This window comes from Nodosilinea sp. LEGE 06152 (genome assembly GCF_015207525.1).
Taxonomy (GTDB): domain Bacteria; phylum Cyanobacteriota; class Cyanobacteriia; order Phormidesmidales; family Phormidesmidaceae; genus Nodosilinea.
This window is the reverse complement of sequence record NZ_JADEWR010000017.1, coordinates 26,867-45,186: the sequence shown is the minus strand read 5'-3', so window position 1 is coordinate 45,186 and position 18,320 is coordinate 26,867. Positions and strand designations below refer to the sequence as shown.

Here is an 18,320-nt window from a genome sequence, read left to right as displayed (position 1 = left end):
CTACGCATTGCGGCTTAGCAGGCCTGCGATCGCCTCAATCAGGTGATCGGGCTCGACGGGTTTGGCAATGTGCTTTTGAAAGCCCGCCGCCATCGCCTGCTGATAGTCAATTTCTCCGGCGTAGGCGGTCAGCGCGATCGCGGGAATTTGTCCCCCCTGTTTGGGCGGTAAGCTCCGCACGCGTCGCATTAGCGTGTAGCCGTCTACCTGAGGCATGCCAATATCACTCAGCAAAATATCGGGGGCAAATTGGGCCAGCACTGAAATGGCCTCATCTGCACTCGCAGCGGTTACCACCTTAGCCCCGTTTAGCTCTAGCAGAAAGGCCATAAACTCACGGGTGTTGGCCTCGTCATCCACCACCAAAATTTGAACGTTGGTCAAGTCTGTCGATAGCCTAGATCGTTCAAGCTCCTGGTCTGTGGCAACCTTCTGCGCCATCAGAGGAATCTGGACGGTAAAGGTCGCCCCCTGCCCCTCACTAGGGCTATTGGCCTGCACTCTGCCGCCGTGCAGTTCGACTAAATGCCGAACCAGCGCAAGTCCTAAACCCAAGCCGCCAAACTGTCGGGTGGTGGCCATGCTCTCCTGCCGAAAGCGGTCAAACACATAGGGTAAAAAATCGGGATGAATGCCTTTGCCCGTATCGCTGACCGTTAGCTGGGCGTAATGGGTAGACGAGGTGGCGGGGAGGTGGGTAGGCGGGTGGGTGGGGCTTGTTCCCTCGCCCACGCTCCCGCGCTCGCTCCCACTCGCCCACGCTCCCACTCGCCCACGCTCCCACTCGCCTACCCGTCTAGGCTCGACTGGCTCTAGCCGCACCTCAACCCGTCCCCCCGCCGGGGTGAACTTGACGGCATTGGAGAGCAGGTTCCAAACCACCTGCTGCAAGCGCTCTGCATCGCCAAAAACTGTCCCTACATCGGGGTCAAGGGCGGTATGTATTTGAATTGATTTGGCTTCCGCTGCCAGCTGCACCGTTTCTAAAGCGGCTTGAATCACGGCCTGTACGTCAACGGCTTGTTTGTTCAGGCTCAGCTTGCCGCGCAAAATGCGAGACACATCCAGCAGATCGTTGATCAGCTGCGCCTGCGTCTGGGCGTTGCGCTCTATAACCTCGAGGGCGTGCTGCGTCTTTTGTTCATTGAGCTGACCCCTGCGCAACAGTTGTGACCAGCCCAGAATTGGGTTGAGGGGCGATCGCAATTCATGGGAGAGAACGGCCAAAAATTCGTCCTTAACGCGATTGGCCTGCTCGGCCTGTTCCCGCGCGACGCGTTCGGAGTCTAAGAGCTGTTTGCGTTTCGCTTCGGCTTGTTTGCGATCGCTAATGTCGCGAAAGTAAATTGACACCCCCTCAAGCAAGGGATAGCAGTGCACCTCAAACCAGGTGTCGAGGGGGGCATTAAAGACTTCTGAATCGACCGTAGTTTGCTCAGCCACCGCTTGGCGAATAGTGGTTTCCACCGACGGGTCGATCACCGCAGGAGGCTCTTCCCAGATCGTTTTTCCAAGTAGATCCATCCGGCGCTTGCCCAAAAGCGTTTCAGCGCTTTGGTTGATATAGATATAGCGCCACTCATGATCTAGAGTGAAAAATCCATCTGTAATGCCTTCTAAAATATTTTGAATCCGTCGCTGCACGGCCTCCTGCCGGAGCTGGCCCAACCTCAGATTGGCATCTACCCGAGCCAGCAATTCACGCGCCGAGAAAGGTTTGGTTAAGTAGTCATCTGCTCCGGCGGTCAGGCCCTCCAGCCGAGATTCTTCACCCGCCCGAGCCGAGAGCAGCAGGATTGGAATTTCTCTGGTTTGTGGGTTGTCTCTGAGCGCTTTGAGCAACCCAAACCCATCTAACCCCGGCATCATGACATCGGTGATGACCAAATTGGGCGGCGATGTTTGGATAGCTGCTAAAGCAGCCACGCCGTCGGTTACAGCCGTGACGCTGTAGTGCGCACTCAACAACTGTTTGATGTAGTCGCGCATATCTGCATTGTCGTCGGCTAGCAGAATGCGCGAGGGGGAGGGCCTGGGAGCATGGCGCGAGGACGGCACGCTATTGCCCGGTGTAGCCGCTTCTTCTTGAGCCTGATTACTTTGCTCCGGTAGCCAGCGTAGGGCCTCTTCCACAAATGCACGGGCCTTGATTTCTGTGGAGGCTAGTGCTGCCGCTCCACCGATTTGCTCGACTGGCAAGTGGGCGCAGCCTGTGGGAATGGCCACGGTGAAGGTGGTGCCCCGCCCCACTGCGCTGGTGACGTCGATCGTTCCCCCATGCAGCTTGACGAGTTCCTGCACGAGCGACAGCCCGATGCCAGAGCCTTCGTAACTGCGCCCCTGGGAGCCTTTGACGCGGTAGAAACGCTCGAATAAGTGCGGCAATTCTGTCGTCGGAATCCCTGTACCTGTGTCTTGAACGCTGAGGAGGATGGATGGATGAATCGGCAGCGGGTCATTTTCGCTTCGATCGCTCTCTTGGCCCATGCGCAAACTCACCCGAATTTTGCCCTCAAGCGTGAATTTAAAGGCATTGGATAGCAGGTTGAGGACAATTTTTTCCCACATTTCGTGGTCAACATAGCCAGGCTCGGGGAGCGGCGAACAGTCGACGATCAGCTGCAGACCAGCGCTTTCGATCGCCGAGCGAAATACACTGGCCAAATCGGTCGTTAGGGCCGCAAGATCGGTGGGCTCATAGACGGCTTGAATGCGACCGGCTTCGATGCGGGAGAAATCGAGCAGGGTATTGACAAGCTTGAGTAACCGCAGGCTGTTGCGATGGGCTAGAGCAATGTGTTTGCGCTCTGCAGCGGGCAAATTTCCGCTTTCCAGCACATCCTCCAGCGGGTTCAGCATCAGGGTGAGCGGGGTGCGAAACTCGTGGCTGACGTTGGAAAAAAAGACGGTTTTGGCGCGATCGATTTCCGCCAGCATCTCGGCCCGCTGCCGCTCTTCTTCATACACCTGGGCATTGCGGATGGACACTGAAACCTGACTTGCCACCAGCTCAAAGAACGATTGATAGCCCTCGTCTAGGGCGCGATTGGGGCTGAGACCGCAGACCAACGTGCCAAGCGGAGCGGTGACATTGGCCGATGGAATGGGCAAGCCGATCGCTCGATGCACCGTTTCGCCCCAGGGCCCACCGGGAATGGTCGCATGGCGGCTGAGCCCGTCGATAACGACAGTTTGACCTGCCATAACGCTGGTTAGAGACCACTGATCTGCTGCAGTTCCAGGGGCGATCGCAATCGGTGCGATCGCATAACAGTCGTCTCGGATAGGGCCACACAGCCGCAGGCTAGCGTCGTCGGCTGACTCCCGCAGGTAGATGAGGGCAAAGGGAACATCGAGCGGGTAGTCTGCGATCGCCGTGAGAATATCCTGACAGGTGGCCTCGACGCTGCGCGTTTCCCCAGCTCGGGCGGCTAGATCTCGCTGCAGGCGCAGGCGGCGCTCACCGAGCACCTGCTGCGTAACTTCGCTACACACGCAGAGCATGCCGCGAATTACCCCGGCGTCGTCTTCGACGGCGCTGTAGGACAAACTAAAGTGGGCTTCTTCGTTGTAGCCAGAGCGATTGACCACCAGCATCTGGTCTTCCACCCAGTTTGGAATGCCCGTAGACATGACCTCAGTAATCATCGGCCCAATCACAGTCCACGATTCGGCCTGCGTCTCTCGAATCGATCGCCCCAGCGCGTGGGGGTGCTTTGCGCCAATTAGGTTGATGTAGGCGTCGTTGTAGATCTGAATGAGTTCCTGTTCCCACAGCAAAATCATGGGGTAGCGCGAACTCAGCAGGGTGCGAATGGTTGACTTCAAACTCTGTGACCAGGTTTCGATTGGTCCCACTGGGGTTTGTGCCCAATCCAACGCCTGCATCCGTTCGCCCATTTCTCCAAATTTAGAGAAAAGGGTGGTGTCCTGCCCGTTTCCAGCGGTTTGCTCAAGCATGGTCACCTCGCCTGACCAGGTCTGCGATCGCTTTGAGCAGGTGATCGGGCTCGACGGGTTTGGCAATGTGCTTTTGAAAGCCCGCCGCTATGGCCTGCTGATAGTCAATTTCTCCGGCGTAGGCGGTCAGCGCGATCGCGGGTACCCGGCCGCCCTTTTCGGGGGGCAGGCGTCTCACCTGGCGCATGAGCATGTAGCCGTCCCGGTCGGGCATGCCAATATCGCTGAGCAAGACGTCGGGAATAAACTGGGCTAGCCCCAGGAGCGCCTCGTCAACGCTGGCGGCGGCCACCACTTTGGCCCCATTGAGCTCCAGCAAAAAGGCAATAAACTCAAGCGTGCTGGCATCGTCATCGACCACCAAAATTTGCACGTTGGTCAAGTCGGTGGAGGGTTGAGACCGTTCGGCATCCTGGCCTGCGGCAGCGGCCTGCGCCATGAGCGGAATCTGGACAGTAAAGGTTGCCCCTAAGCCCTCACCGGGGCTGTCGGCCTGCACCTTGCCGCCGTGCAGTTCGACCAGGTAGCGCACCAGGGCCAGCCCCAGCCCCAGCCCGCCAAACTGTCGCGTGGTGTTCGAACTCTCCTGGCGGAAGCGATCGAAAACGTGGGGCAGAAAGTCGGGGTGAATGCCTTTGCCCGTATCGCTGATGGTGAGCTGGGCGTAGTGGGTGGGCGAGTTGGCGGGTGGGTGGGTAGGTGGGTTGGCGGGTGGGTGGGTTGGCGGGTGGGTGGGGCTCGTTCCCTCGCCCACGCTCCCACGCTCCCACTCGCCTACACTCCCACGCTCCACCTGCTCCAGCCGCACCTCAACCCGCTCCCCCTCGGGGCTAAACTTGACCGCGTTGGACAGCAGGTTCCAAACTACCTGCTGCAGCCGATCTACATCGCCCGACACCGGCCCCAGATTGGGCTCCAAAACCGTGTGAATTTGAATGGATTTGGCGTCTGCCGCCAGCTGCACCGTTTCTAAGGCGGCTCGAACCACCACCGCCAGGTCAACGGCTTTTTTGTTCAGACTCAGCTTGCCGCGCAAAATGCGAGACACATCCAGCAGATCGTTGATCAGCTGCGCCTGTATCTGGGCGTTGCGCTCAATTACATCGAGGGCGTACTGCGTTTTTTGAGCATTGAGCTGACCTTTGCGCAACAGCTGTGACCAGCCCAAAATGGGGTTGAGGGGCGATCGCAACTCGTGGGATACCACGGCCAAAAACTCATCTTTGATGCGGTTGGCCGCTTCGGCCTGGGCCCGAACGGTGCGTTCGCTGGCCAGCAGTTGCTCCCGTTCTTGCTCAGTGTGTTTGCGGGCGGTAACATCCTGCACCACCCCGAGCATGCCTAAAACCTGCCCAGACGAGTCGTATTGAGCGCGTCCTTTAGCGGCAATCCACCGGGGCTGACCATCGGCCCGCACCACCTGGTATTCGATGTCGTAGTCGCTGTGGTCGACGACCGCCTGCTCGACCTGGGCTCTGGCACGATCGCGATCGTCGGGATGAATGAGATTTTGCACCTGCGTCCAGGTCATGTGGGGGCCGGGCGGAATGCCAAACATGGCAGCGGCCTGCTCTGAGAAGGTCACGATGTCGGTGGCGGCATCCCAGCTCCAGTCGCCCAGTTTGGCTGCCGCCAGGGCCAGGCTCAACTGCTCGGCACTGCTGCGCAGTTCTGCTTCGGCCTGTCTGCGTTTGGCTTCGCTGCGTTTGCGATCGCTAATGTCGCTCAACACCCCAATCAAACGCAGGGGCGTACCATCTGCCGCCAGCTCAAATTGGCCGATGAACTCGACCCAGCGCCACTGACTATCGCTGCGTCGACGAATGCGACAAACGGCCTGAATACGCCCGTTCTTCATGCCCTCTGCCAAACGGCGTTCAAACGCCTCGCGATCGTTGGGATGAATCACGTCGCCCATAAACTGAGCGTTACTAATGGTGCCGTCTTCTGGGGTGTGACCAAAAATGTCGTACATCTGAGAATTTTCCCAGATGGCCTCGTCGGTTAGAACATTCCACTCAAATACGCCCAGGTTGGCCGACTGGGTGGCGAGAATGAGGCGCTGTTCGCGCTCGCGCAGGGCGACTTCTGCCTGCTTGCGCTCTGTGATGTCGAGGGCCGTACCCATAAACTCAACCGCTCGGCGAGAGCCGGCCTCGCCCTCAAATTGCACCTGCCCGTTGACGGAAACCCATCGCTGGCTGCCATCGCTCCAGACAATTCGGTAGTCAATTCTGTACGTTCCCGACCCGCGCGGGTCGAGGGCAGCCTCAATGGCCCTGGTAACGCGTTCTCGATCCTCGGGGTGAATGCGCTCCATGACCTGGGGCAGCGGGAGCATCTCCCTACTGTCTGGCTCGCCCCAAATTTCGCCCATGCGCTCGTCTAGCTCAACGAGATTGGTGTCTAGATGGCAGCGCCAGGTTCCTAAGCGCGCCACCTGTATCGCCAGCTGCGCCTGTTTCTCGCTGTTTTGCAGGGCGATCTCTGCCTGCTTGCGATCGCTGATATCCAGCAGCGAAACGATTACCCGGTCGTAGGATTCGGTGGGGGCAGGAAAGCTAATACTCAGCCAGACCTGTAGAGGTTTGCCCTGCAGGTTTCGCAGGGTCGTTTCGGCAACAAACTGAGTTCCCTCGGCGGCAATGGTCAGGAGTTCTTCAACAAATACCGCATAGGTTTCGGGTACAAAAATTTGGTTTAGCGAGTTTAGCAGGTCGGCGCGTTTTTGAGCCCCAAACATTTGCAAAGAGGCCTGGTTGACATCCTGCAGGCGTACTTTTTCAATGGCCTGCTGCACAAATTCGGGATGGGTGTCAAAGTACTGGCGAAAATCTTGCACCCCGGCGGCCTTAAGCTGAGCAATGGCCGTTTTGACCTCAGAAAAGTCTTCTTCCCAAATTGAAATACCGATTGTTTCAAAAATGTAGCGGTAGCGCTGCTCCTGGGCCGCCAACGCTAGTTCAATGCGTTTGCGATCGCTAATATCTTCAGCAATGCCGCCCACCCACAGCAGCTCTCCCTGGTGATCGAGAATGGGAAAACCGCGATCGCGAATCCAGACGATGGTGCCATCGGGGCGAATGATGCGATACTCCTGGGTAAAGGCGGCCTGGGTACATTGCTGCCAACCCCACTGAATGCGATCGCGATCGTCGGGGTGAATAAAGTCTACAAAAAGCTGCAGGTTTGCATAGACTTCAGTGGCAGAGCGACCCCACACCTGCTCAAAAGAAGGACTAACGTAGACCAGTCGATACTTATTGGCATCCGTAATCCAAATTACGTCGCTGCTGTTTTCAGCAAAGCCTTTGAAGCGAGCCTCGCTTTCCCTCAGCGCCGCCTCAGCACGAGCGCGCTCTAGCCAGGGAAAGATTTGATGGGCCAGTTCACGGATGAATTCAACTTCGTCATCGCGCCAGTCGTGGGGCACCGAATCGTAGACGTTGAGCATAAACTGCCACCGCCCATCTTTATGAAACGGCACGCTGACCAGCGATCTGACATTTACGGCTGCGTAGGGGTCGCCCTTGATTCGGGCATCGGCCTGGGTATCTCGAACCACAACGGTTTCCTGGTTGTGGGCCGCTTGTCGAAAGCTATCGGTGACAAAATCGGCAATGTGATAGGTGCCTACCGGGTCGGGCATTCCTTCGGCGTGCCAGGCATAGTTGATGACCGCCTCAGCCTCGGCCGCATCAATTTCGACAAAGGCACAGGCAAACAGATTTAGATAGGCACCAATTTTTGTGCCGACGGTTTGCATAATCTCGTCGGCCGACGAAAGCTGAGAAAACTCTGTCGCGATTTCTGCCAGAAAGGCCGTATTGGCGGCGCGGCGTTTGTTTTCGGTGATGTCGACGGCGGCCCCGTAGAGCAGCTGCTGAGTGCTGTCGGGCTGGGCTCTCCAGAGCAGCCAGCGGTAGGAGCCATCTCGATGGCGAAAGCGGTTTTCAAAGGCAAAGGTTTCCTGGCCAGAAAACGAGTTTTTTGCCTCCAGCATGGAGCGGTCAACATCGTCTGGGTGGACAAACTCAGTCCAGCGTCGAGTGGTGGTTTCGGCGGCTGTCCAGCCCAGCAGGCGTTCAAAGGATGGGCTGACCCAGCGAAAATACCCGTCGCTACTCGTAACGGTTTGCAGATCAGAACCCACGGCAAAAAACTTTTCGCGCTCCTGTTCCACCAGTTTGCGAATGGTGATGTTTCTAAACAGGATGCCAAACAGGTGCTGCTGGGGCTTCCCCATGGGAAAGGCATAGACATCAAACCAGCGATGCATGGGCACCGACTGCTGTTCAAAGCGAATTGGCTGGCGATCGAGCACTACCCGGCTGTAGGTCTCAACCCAGGTTTCTTCCAGACCGGGCACCAGGTCGCGCGCGGTTTTGCCAACGGGCTGCTGCAAACCCGTCAGTGACTCAAAGACAGCATTGACTTCTAAAAATCGATAGTCAACGGGGGCACCATCCTGGTCGAGCAGTAGTTCGCAGAGGCAAAAGCCTTCGTCTAACGACTCAACCAGGTCGCGGTAGCGGTCTTCGGAGGAGAGCGCAGCTGTAGGGTCTGCTGCCGCATCCGAGGCTGGGATGGCACCGCTGAGAGCCCGATCAAGCGTGTCGGCTGTTACCTCGTCTCGAACTAGGTAGTCTGCTGCGCCAGCCTTAAATGCCGCTCTGGCCAAATTGGCGTCATTGTCGCTCACCACCACAATTGGCGGGCAGGCCTGGCCCAGCTGAGCTTTAAGCTGAGCCAGCAGCTCAAAGCCACGTCGCGCAGGAGCATGGCAGACCAAAAGAATGCCAGTCACCGAATGGGTGTGGCACAGCTCTAGAATGGGGCCGCTGTAGCGCTCTGTGATCACCTGATAGGCAGGCGCAGTCTCGTGCTCAAGCAGATGCCGGTAGACGCCAGCACTGCCCAGAATGTCATCGTCAAGAACTAAAACGGTGCGATCGCGAGTTGCCATACAAAGACCTTAGTTCCCCAGACTTGCCTACCTTATCTAAGCGCTTTAAGCCTTTAAAGCTCACCCCTAAAGTCTTAGCAAAGCCGCCAAAGCCAAGGAAAATTCATAAACTGGCTGCCCGCCCTCTGGCTAGTGTGAAAAAACGTTGGGATTGAAAGGCAGAAAGCAACCCTGGGCGCATAGGTGCGATCGTGAAGTTTTTTCCAAATTCTATAACGCCTACTTTGCTGGCTAAATCTACCGCAAGACAGTTAAACCACCCCAGCAGGGCATAGGCCTGCTGCCCAGTCCCAAGGGTGGTTTCAGCCATCAGCGACAGGCTTGGAAACCGCCCTGAACGAATCACCTTATTCTCACCGAAACTGATGAATCTGATAGTCATCATCGACCAATCGGTATGCTGCCAGGGTAGCGCCGCCCTCTCAAGCTTAGACAATCGACAATCCAGTCTTCAGCAATGCCCAAGCTTTCGTAATCGACCAGCTTTTTGCCGTAAGAATGAGCACTGCGTTCCATCAGGACACCACCTCTTCGTAGTCGCCCGTGAGGCACCCTAAAAAATCTTCCCACCCCGCCTCTTTACGACTGGGTTTCTTGGGTTTGATCGCGAATCAGGGCGCTCCAGTTGTCATCGGTCAGGGCGGCTTCGAGATCTGCTTTGGCATCGCCTGCCTGAGCCGTTGGGGCCGCACCCTGCTCTTTAGACAGTGCGCCATCGGCCATCGCGCGGCGGAGCTTGAGCTTTTTAGCTTCGTAGGCTTCGCGTTCGGCGGCAGACATGGCTTCGGTAGCCGCTTGAGCAATGGTGCCAGCCCAGGTGCCATCGACATTACCGGGCGGAGGGCTGGGCAGCGCCGCAATCCACTGATCGCGCAGGGCACTCATGGCCTCTCGGTTGGGAAAGTTAAAGGGCTCTACCGTGACCAGGGCGCAAACCGCGTCTCCTTTGGCGGCGAGGTGGCTGCGCAGCGATAGAGAGACATTGCGGGAGATACCAACAAACTGGGTCTGACCAGCGCGATCGAGTACGGCATAAACCCCGGTGACTTTGGCATCCTGGGTTTGTTCGCACCACTCGGCAACGGGGATGGGGGTATTGCCGGTAGAAGCGGTGGGCGGGGCGGCGGCGGTTTCRSYWSYAKSTTCGTCGGCAGCGCTATATAAAAAGTCGTGCAGACTGCGATGCTCGATAGGGACGTTCTGATGCTCGATCGCGTCTGGCGCGTCTGGTTTTTCGGAGGTCACAGGCTTGCCTACGTTGATAACACGGTTTCATTATCGTCCGAATCGCATCGACCGGTAGCTTTGATGCTGTAGAAACCCTTCGCATTACACAGCTTGCAATTTCAGAACACAATGAGACTAAGCCGAGCATTTTTGAGACTCATGTAGAGATTTATGAGTCTATATTTGAACGCACGGTAAAGCTTTGAGATTGCTAGTAGTTTCTTCTCTAGCCAACGCTTTAACTAGTTTTTAAAGGTGCTGACTGCCTGTCCACCGCTCGGCATTTGCCTGAGGCAGTACCATGGAGGGGTTTCGTGGGTGTTGGGTGGCATGGATCAGGCGCTTTTAGAGCGATATCAGCAGGCCTACAAAGATTTAGACCTGTTCCCCCTAGTGGAACCGCAGGATATTGAGCGGTTTCGGGTGGACTATGGCCTGCCGGTGATGGTGCGGCTGAAGCGCGAAATTGAGGCCTCGGTTAAAAACGGCAAATTTATTTTTGCGGGCCACCGGGGCTGCGGCAAGTCTACGCTGCTGAAACGCCTGGCGATTGAGATGCAGCCTAAGCATTCGGTGGTCTTTTTCTCGATCGCAGATTTGATTGAGATGAGCGGCATTACCCACGTCAATATTCTCTATGCGATCGCCATTAAGCTACTGAGCCAGGCGACCAAGCAAAGCAATATCCGTGTCGATGACGATATTAAACAATCGCTGCTGGGTTGGAATACTACGGAGCGCACCCAAACCTCAAGCCAAGCCACTACAGGAGAGTTAGGGCTAGGGCTAGACAACATTCTCAATCTGTTCACAGCCAAACTTCAGCAAGAAAAAAGCTTTCGCGATGAGCTAGAGAAAACGTTTGAAAAGCGGATTTCTGACTTGGTGGGCAAGTGCGATCGCCTGGCAGCAGCTATTCAAACCGCGACTAAAAAGCCTGTCTTGGTGATTATCGATGACCTGGATAAGCTGGATCTGCCCCTAGTGGAAGAAATCTACCGCAACAACATTAAATCGCTGTTTTCGCCCCAGTTTCGGGTGGTGTTCACCATTCCCGTTTCGGCGGTGCAAGAGCCGCAGGTGATGGGGGCGCTGAATTCTGAAGGGGTGGTGCGACCGCACCTGTTTCCGGTAGCGAAGTTTTTTGCCAAGGCTGACTGCCACAACTCCGAGGCAGAGCCAGTTGCCAAAACCTTCGATGTTTTTTTAAAGGTGCTGTCTAAGCGGCTGCCCGAGGATTTGGTAGATGCTCAGACGGCCCGACAGATAGTGCTGAAAAGTGGAGGCGTGATGCGAGAGCTGGTGCGCATTGCCCGCGAATGCTGTACGGAGTGCATGGTGCAGCTCGAAATTGAGCCCGACAGCGACAGCGTTAAAATTGACGATGAGATTTTGGTGGTAGCGCTGCGAAACTTACGTCACGACTTTGCTCGGCAGATTGGTAGCGATCTGTACGATCTGTTGGTGGGGGTGTATAAAACCGCCGAAACCCCCGATGCCAGCAGCGACGGGTTTGTAAAACTTCTCCACGGCTTGATGGTGTTGGAATATGAAAACGATGCGCTGTGGTATGACGTGCACCCGATTGTGGTGGATTTGCTCAAACAAAAGAAGCTGATTGAGTGATGGATCTTGTGGACGATGTCGCCGCCGAAAATCAACATCAGCTGCGCCGATTGGTGTGGTCGATACAGTCGAGCTATGGGCGGCTAAATTTGCTGGTGGCGATCTGCGACAACTGGAAGTATCGCGATGAGATTATCGATACTTACGAGACTGAGCTGCGGGAAAAGGGGACGAGGTGCGATCGCATTCGCATTGACCTGCACCAGCCCAGTCTGAAGCAAAGTCTGCAAGCGCATGTTGAGCAAGAACCGGAGCTGGCTACTAGCCCCGCTGCGGTCGTCACTGTTTTGGGGGCCGATGAGCTGCTGGGGCTGCGCCTAAATCAAGAGCGATCGGCCCTGGATCAGTTTTTGTTTTCGCTACAGTGGACGCGGGAATCGCTGCGGGAGTTTCAGCTGCCGCTGGTGCTGTGGCTGACGCCCCGCATTGCGGCGCAGTTGGCCGACAAAGCGCCGGATTTTTGGAGCTGGCGGGGGGGAGTGTTTGAGTTTTCGCAGCCAATCGCCTGGGCGTTTGATCCGGAGCGTAGCCAGAGCCAGAGCCAAGAGCACACTCCCAGATCACCCGCCGCTGACCCCGCCGACTTGCAGCGACAGATTGATAACCTGTTGGCCCAAGACCCAGGCTCACCTTTGGTCGCTAGCCTGTACAACAGTTTAGGTAATGCCTACCAACAACAAATTTGCTACGCCGAGGCTGAGGTTGCTTACCGTAACGCCTTGCGCCTTCGAGAACAGCAGTTGGGAGCTGACCATCCTGATGTGGCTATTGGCCTAAATAATTTGGCTTCGCTGTATAAGTTAATAGGGCAATACGATGAGGCGGAACCCCTCTACGAACGATCGCTTGCTATTCGAGAACAGCAGTTGGGGTCCGACCATCCCGATGTGGCCACTAGTCTGAATAATTTGGCCGAGCTGTACCGTGTGATGGGACGCTACACCGAGACGGAACCCCTCTACGAACGATCGCTTGCTATTCGAGAACAGCAGTTGGGGTCCGACCATCCCGATGTGGCCACTAGTCTGAATAATTTGGCCGAGCTATACCGTGTGATGGGACGCTATAGCGAGGCGGAACCCCTCTACGAACGATCGCTCACCATCAAGGAACAACAGTTGGGGTCCGACCATCCCGATGTGGCTATCAGCCTAAACAATCTGGCCTTGTTGTACGAGTCCATGGGGCGCTATGGCGAGGCGGAACCACTTCTTGAGCAAGCAATCTCCATTGATGAGCGAGTCCATGGAAAAGACCATCCCGCTGTTGCAATTGACTTAGATAATCTGGCCGGGCTGTACCGTGCAATGGAGCGTTATGGGGAAGCGGAATCTCTTTTAAAGCGATCGCTTGCCATTTGGGAGCGACAGGTGGGCAATGATCGCTCATCCATGACTGCCAACTTGAACAGCCTTGCAGTCCTTTACTATTCAACAGGCCGTTATGGTGAAGCGGAACCTCTTTTCAAACAATCACTTACTACTCGGGAACAGCTGTTGGGAGCCGAGCATCCTAATGTTGCTACCAGTTTGAACAATTTGGCAGCCTTATACAAGTCAACAGGGCGCTATGCCGAAGCAGAACCCCTTTACCTGAAGGCTCTGGCTATTCAAGCCAAGACACTGCCTCAAAATCACCCTCATACCAAAACTGGAACTAGCAACTTTATAGATCTGGTGCAAGCAGCTCTAAAGACTGGTCAAGCCGACCAGCTTTCTAACCACCCCACGACCCAAGAAGTTTTAAGGCAACTCTCAAGGCTTGAGTAGTTGCCTGTCACGCAAATTATCAAACCCGCGAAACCCTTTGTTTTTGGTAATTCTAGAGAGGGCTAAAATTTTTTGGACTAAAATTGGACTAAATTTTCGCCCCCTCAACAGCGATTCCGTAGCCCCTAGCGACAGTACCTGTGGGTGATGCCAAGCAGTCCTTCTCCACAAGGGTAGCTAAAGTCGCAAGAGGCAACGCACTAAATTCTGCCGAGCGGGGGCTTAATCATTTAGGAGATAGCGATCTTAGCTAGCCACCCTAGCTAGGCAATCGAACCAGCACATCTAAACGCTCAACCGATTAGTTTCGTTATGAGGCTATCAAATCTATTCATAGGACTGACTACGATTCTGTTGAGTCTTGAATTAAGACATCTAGTTGCTAGAGCATCGGTACGATGCGGCTAAGAACTGATTTCCACCGCCAGAATACAAACCACCTGTTGAAGCAGCGATGTAAAAACTGGGCTTCTCTACAATGTCCTAGCGCTTCCGTGCCCCACGTTTCGCCTCATCGCGAGTCTCATTATAAGACTAGTTGTTCCACTTAAGGGACTTGTCGCAATCTCCTTGAGTCTCAAAATAAGACGAATAGCTGATTGGGTTATCGGCATCTCTTTGCTTTCTTGCGCTGGTGATTACGCCCCCACTGGGCTCTCTTCTCGCAATGCTCTACGGTAGTGGGGAGAATTTAGTGAGTAAGACCGATGGCTGCGATCGCCCGCTGGATGAGTCTGGTTTCTATTAGCCTGAACGTTGTGTTTTTGGCTGCTGGGGTTCTAGTCATCGCTCGCCGGGGGGGATGGGCTTATTTGCAGGAGCGGTGGCACCGTCAGGCCAGCCGCGAAGTGGCTATCTACCAGAGTCCTTACTATCGCCATCGCCAGAGTCAGTTCGAAAAACTTTCTGTTGGTACCAATGACATCCTTTTCCTTGGCGATAGCATCATTGACGAAGGGGAATGGTCAGACTGGTTTCCTATCGCGACAATTCGCAATCGCGGCATTAGTGCCGATACCACCAGCGGCGTGCTGCGGCGCTTGCCCGATTTGCTCAAGACGGCCCCCCAGGCGATTTTTGTGATGATTGGCATCAATGATCTGATCTTTTTGGGGCGATCGCCCGAGCAAGTGCTGAGCCACCACCAGCAGATGTTGACCTTGATCAAACAGCAGGCCCCCCAAACCCAGGTCTACGTGAAGAGCGTGCTACCCGTGAGCGATTCAGTCTTCCCAGGTGCAAACGCCAAGATTCTTCAGCTCAATCAGGGCATAGCCGCCCTGGCCGAGTCTCTAGACTACCGCTACGTAGATCTTCACGCGCTATTTGTGGTCAACGGTCAGCTCGATGGGGCCTACACCGCCGACGGCCTGCACTTAAATGGTGACGGCTACGCCCGCTGGGTTGAGCACCTACACCCGTCAATCACCGCTTTGAGTACCCAATGACGCCCTCAGAAACGCAAAGATCAGGAACGCAAAGAACCGAGGTTTCTCGCCTGTGGCAGTCTGGGGTGGCGGGCATAGAGCTATACAGTGCCCAGCTCTACCGCCACAGCTTTGCCAAACACATGCACGAGGCCTACACCATTGGCTTTACCCATTCGGGCCTGGGCGGCTTTTTCTATCGGGGCGACCATCACTACGCCAACCCCGGCAGTTTTAAGCTGATCCATCCCGGAGAAGTGCATACAGGGCAGGTGCAGGCTGAGGCAGGCTGGGGCTTTCGCAACCTCTACATCAGTGTGCCAAAAATGCAGCAGATGTTGGCTCAGCTAGAGTGGCCGGGGCCAGAGCCAGCGCTGCCCTACTTTGCGATCGCCCTACAGACCAGTACCGATGCCATTGGGCAGGCTATGTTTGGCCGTTTGTTTGTCGCGCTGAGTCAGCCCACGCCACAGCTAGAGCGAGACTCACTACTGCTGGAGCTGCTGGCCTATTTAATCGATCGCTACAGTGATAGACAGCGCCATTGGCGGCAGCTGGAGCCAAAAAGCAAAGCTCTAGCCCAGGCGCAGAGCTACCTCAAAGCCCACTACGCTGACAACATTTCTATTGATACCCTGGCCCAGCAGGTGGGGCTGAGCCCCTTCTATTTAATTCGCAGCTTTCGGCAGCAGGTGGGGTTGCCGCCCCACAGCTATCAGCGCCACTGGCAGCTCATGCAGGCCAAGCGATCGCTCCACGGCGACCAGCCCATTGCTGACCTAGCGATCGCCCACGGCTTTTGCGACCAGAGCCACCTCAACCGCGCCTTTAAGAAAGCCTTTGGTGTTACCCCCGGCCAGTACCGCCAGGGCAATTTGATCCAAGACGCCAGCCGCTGATGGCCTATAGGCTGGGGCCAGCCTTTTACCTACAAAACCATGGTGGCTCGAGGATTTTTCAAAGATTTGTCTCTCTCTGCGATCGTTGCCGGCTTTGTCACCTTGCTGGTGGGCTTTACCAGTTCGGCGGTGCTGGTTTTTCAGGCCGCTCAGGCCCTTGGTGCAACCCCAGCCGAAATTGCCTCATGGCTGTGGGCTTTGGGGTTGGGCATGGCGCTTACATCCATTGGCCTTTCGCTACGCTACCGCGCCCCAGTTGTTACCGCCTGGTCTACGCCGGGGGCGGCTATGCTAATTACCGCTGCGGCGGGGGTGCCGATGAGCGAGGCGCTCGCAGCATTTTTGGCGTCAGGGTTATTGATTACCCTGGCCGGGTTTAGTGGCTGGTTTGAGCGGTTGATGAACCGCATTCCCCTATCGATTGCAGCGGGAATGCTGGCCGGGGTGCTGCTGCGCTTTGGGCTGGACGTATTTACGGCCATGCAAACCCAGTTTGCGATGACCTTTGCCATGTTCTGCGTCTACTTATTTATGCGCCGCACCAGACCTCGCTATGCCGTGGTGGGTGCGCTGGCGGTTGGCATTGCGATCGCCGCTTTCCAAAACCAAATTCAGCTCGATACCGTCAGCCTGCAGCTGGCCCGGCCCGTCTTCACTGTCCCCCAGTTTTCGCTAGGGGCGCTCGTCGGCGTTGCCCTGCCGTTGTTTGTCGTCACCATGGCCTCTCAAAACGTGCCGGGGGTCGCGGTCTTGCGCGCCTCGGGTTATGTCTCGGTGCCCATTTCGCCTATCATCGGCTGGACGGGGGCCGCCACGGTGCTGCTCGCACCTTTTGGTGGCTTTGCGATCAATTTAGCCGCCATTACCGCCGCTATTTGCATGGGTCGCGAAGCCCACGAAGACCCTGATAAACGCTATGTAGCCGCGATCGCCTCCGGGTTTTTCTACCTCCTGCTCGGCCTGTTTGGGGCCACCGTCACCGCCGTATTTGCTGCCTTTCCCCCAGAACTGGTGCTGGCGATCGCCGGGTTAGCCCTGCTTGGCACCATCGGTAACGGCCTCTTCACCGCCCTGAAAGATGACCGCGATCGCGAACCCGCCCTGATTACCTTTCTCGTCACCGCCTCCGGCGTCACCCTTCTCGGCATCGGCTCCGCCTTCTGGGGCCTGATCGCCGGAGCCCTGGCGCTAATCATCTCTCAATCCAAAACCCTCTCCCCCACCCCATAACTCCTCATCCACYCAMSNASMSKCCTACGMWCSWRYSYGCCNNTASCSNATSCWCYMRYYTRMYTSNCMGYSGSTYNAACNCCYGYWGMYGSTGCWCAAACTCCCGCCAGTGCTCATCCATCTCAGCCACGGCTACCTCAAAGAGCTGCGCCGGTTGGTCGGCTAGGGCGATCGCAATCAACCCCTTCTGCACCTCCAAACCAAAATCGGCATACACCTGAATCGCCGCCTGCCGGTAGGCCGCAATCTGCAAAAAATAATCCCCCAGCCACTGAGGTTGCTTGGGCCGCAGCGCCGTCTTCCAGTCGCACAGGTGTAGCTCGCCCTTCACCACCACCAGCGCATCGGGAAAGCCGACAAATCCGGCCTTGTGCCATACTGCCCCCTCCACCAGCAGCACCTCTTCAACCTGCGCCAGCAGAGGCTGCAGAGACTCCCAATACCCCACTAAATCAGCCGAAATTTCAGCGGCTTCGCCATTTAGGTAGGCCGCAATTTGCTTGTGCAGCCGAGTCCCTGCCGAGGAAGCCGTGCCAGAGATCTGCTGAGCTGCGTCTACCCCTACCCGCTGCCGCCAGCGTTGTAACGCCTCCCGTGCCGCCTGAGGTTTGGTAGCCGACAGCACCGTGGTTACGCCGGGGTAGCAGCGCCCCTCAATTTCATAAAGCATTTTTCGGTCGCGCCGTACCCGCTTGGCCGAATAGCGCGGAAGTTTGTGCACCATCAACAGGGTTAACCCACTGCAATCAAATTAGAGCATACGCTACAGGCACACTCGATCGTAGGACTCTCTTGATTCAAAGCTAGACTCTTTATGCTTACGAATAGACTCAACATGAGAATGCTAGAAGCATTGCAGATCTTTAGGCGTTCAATAATATTACGGAGGCCCACCGGGTTAGGACAGGTTCGCGTAGGCGTTGCGCTGCTTTTACCGAAAAAATTCACCTATTGAGGTGTCCCAGCCAAATCGACTGCTGCTATACCTGTTCAAAATTAGACATCCTGTACCGACCCTTAGCTCTCCCTCTGAGCACTCACAGCCGTATGCAAGCAGGATCGTTTGTTCTGAATTGAGACTCAGCAGCTTTATAGTTGGACTTAATTTGACCGCACTGAGTCGCACGGTGAGACTGTGCTGCGAGGAATAAGTCTATCAAGTTTCAATAAAAGACTAAAATCCAGTAAGGCTGGTCTTGTTATGAGAATGCCGCTT

10 protein-coding genes and 1 pseudogene are annotated in these 18,320 nt (G+C 56.0%); 5 read left to right on the top strand and 6 right to left on the bottom strand.

The genetic code is table 11. The features are described 5' to 3' along the window. The 5 genes from IQ265_RS21025 to IQ265_RS20995 form a co-directional block, all read right to left on the bottom strand. Positions 1–4,026, bottom strand: a complete 4,026-nt coding sequence (locus IQ265_RS21025; protein WP_228038248.1) for an ATP-binding protein — start codon at positions 4,024–4,026, stop codon at positions 1–3. Then, on the bottom strand, positions 3,953–8,926 hold the full coding sequence (locus IQ265_RS28865; protein ID WP_228038246.1) for a PAS domain-containing protein: 4,974 nt from the start codon (positions 8,924–8,926) through the stop codon (positions 3,953–3,955). Before IQ265_RS28865 ends, IQ265_RS21025 begins: the two co-directional genes overlap by 74 nt. Positions 8,927–9,029: 103 nt before the next feature. Next, the gene (locus IQ265_RS21000; protein ID WP_194057210.1) at positions 9,030–9,308 is read right to left on the bottom strand and encodes a hypothetical protein; all 279 of its coding nucleotides are present in this window, start codon (positions 9,306–9,308) and stop codon (positions 9,030–9,032) included. Next, entirely contained in the window at positions 9,308–9,442 is a 135-nt protein-coding gene (locus tag IQ265_RS29530) for a hypothetical protein (protein ID WP_255523783.1), read from the bottom strand. The genes IQ265_RS21000 and IQ265_RS29530 overlap by 1 nt, the downstream gene beginning before the upstream one ends. Before the next feature lie 63 nt (positions 9,443–9,505). Continuing rightward, positions 9,506–10,171, bottom strand: a complete 666-nt coding sequence (locus IQ265_RS20995; RefSeq protein WP_228038244.1) for a GIY-YIG nuclease family protein — start codon at positions 10,169–10,171, stop codon at positions 9,506–9,508. A gap of 312 nt (positions 10,172–10,483) precedes the next feature. Between IQ265_RS20995 and IQ265_RS20990 the strand changes: the two genes are divergently transcribed. The 5 genes from IQ265_RS20990 to IQ265_RS20970 all read left to right on the top strand — a co-directional run bounded on the left by IQ265_RS20990 (position 10,484) and on the right by IQ265_RS20970 (position 17,104). Then, the gene (locus IQ265_RS20990; protein ID WP_194057208.1) at positions 10,484–11,779 is read left to right on the top strand and encodes a P-loop NTPase fold protein; all 1,296 of its coding nucleotides are present in this window, start codon (positions 10,484–10,486) and stop codon (positions 11,777–11,779) included. Next, positions 11,779–13,548, top strand: a complete 1,770-nt coding sequence (locus IQ265_RS20985; protein ID WP_228038242.1) for a tetratricopeptide repeat protein — start codon at positions 11,779–11,781, stop codon at positions 13,546–13,548. Before IQ265_RS20990 ends, IQ265_RS20985 begins: the two co-directional genes overlap by 1 nt. Positions 13,549–14,255: 707 nt before the next feature. Continuing rightward, the gene (locus IQ265_RS20980) at positions 14,256–14,996 is read left to right on the top strand and encodes a GDSL-type esterase/lipase family protein (protein ID WP_194057206.1); all 741 of its coding nucleotides are present in this window, start codon (positions 14,256–14,258) and stop codon (positions 14,994–14,996) included. Further along, entirely contained in the window at positions 14,993–15,874 is an 882-nt protein-coding gene (locus IQ265_RS20975) for an AraC family transcriptional regulator (RefSeq protein ID WP_194057204.1), read from the top strand. Before IQ265_RS20980 ends, IQ265_RS20975 begins: the two co-directional genes overlap by 4 nt. Before the next feature lie 39 nt (positions 15,875–15,913). Beyond that, positions 15,914–17,104, top strand: a complete 1,191-nt coding sequence (locus IQ265_RS20970) for a benzoate/H(+) symporter BenE family transporter (protein WP_194057202.1) — start codon at positions 15,914–15,916, stop codon at positions 17,102–17,104. A gap of 4 nt (positions 17,105–17,108) precedes the next feature. On the opposite strand, the pseudogene IQ265_RS20965 reads toward IQ265_RS20970, so the two are convergent. Next, positions 17,109–17,828 (bottom strand): annotated as a pseudogene (locus IQ265_RS20965) (hypothetical protein). Positions 17,829–18,320 lie beyond the last annotated feature (492 nt).

Coding starts and splice junctions, on each gene's coding strand:
- IQ265_RS20990 (WP_194057208.1), top strand. CDS start 10,484: ATGGATCAGGCGCTTTTAGAGCGATATCAGCAGGCCTACAAAGATTTA.
- IQ265_RS20970 (WP_194057202.1), top strand. CDS start 15,914: ATGGTGGCTCGAGGATTTTTCAAAGATTTGTCTCTCTCTGCGATCGTT.
- IQ265_RS21000 (WP_194057210.1), bottom strand. CDS start 9,308: ATGACTATCAGATTCATCAGTTTCGGTGAGAATAAGGTGATTCGTTCA.
- IQ265_RS20980 (WP_194057206.1), top strand. CDS start 14,256: ATGGCTGCGATCGCCCGCTGGATGAGTCTGGTTTCTATTAGCCTGAAC.
- IQ265_RS20975 (WP_194057204.1), top strand. CDS start 14,993: ATGACGCCCTCAGAAACGCAAAGATCAGGAACGCAAAGAACCGAGGTT.
- IQ265_RS20985 (WP_228038242.1), top strand. CDS start 11,779: ATGGATCTTGTGGACGATGTCGCCGCCGAAAATCAACATCAGCTGCGC.
- IQ265_RS29530 (WP_255523783.1), bottom strand. CDS start 9,442: ATGGAACGCAGTGCTCATTCTTACGGCAAAAAGCTGGTCGATTACGAA.
- IQ265_RS28865 (WP_228038246.1), bottom strand. CDS start 8,926: ATGGCAACTCGCGATCGCACCGTTTTAGTTCTTGACGATGACATTCTG.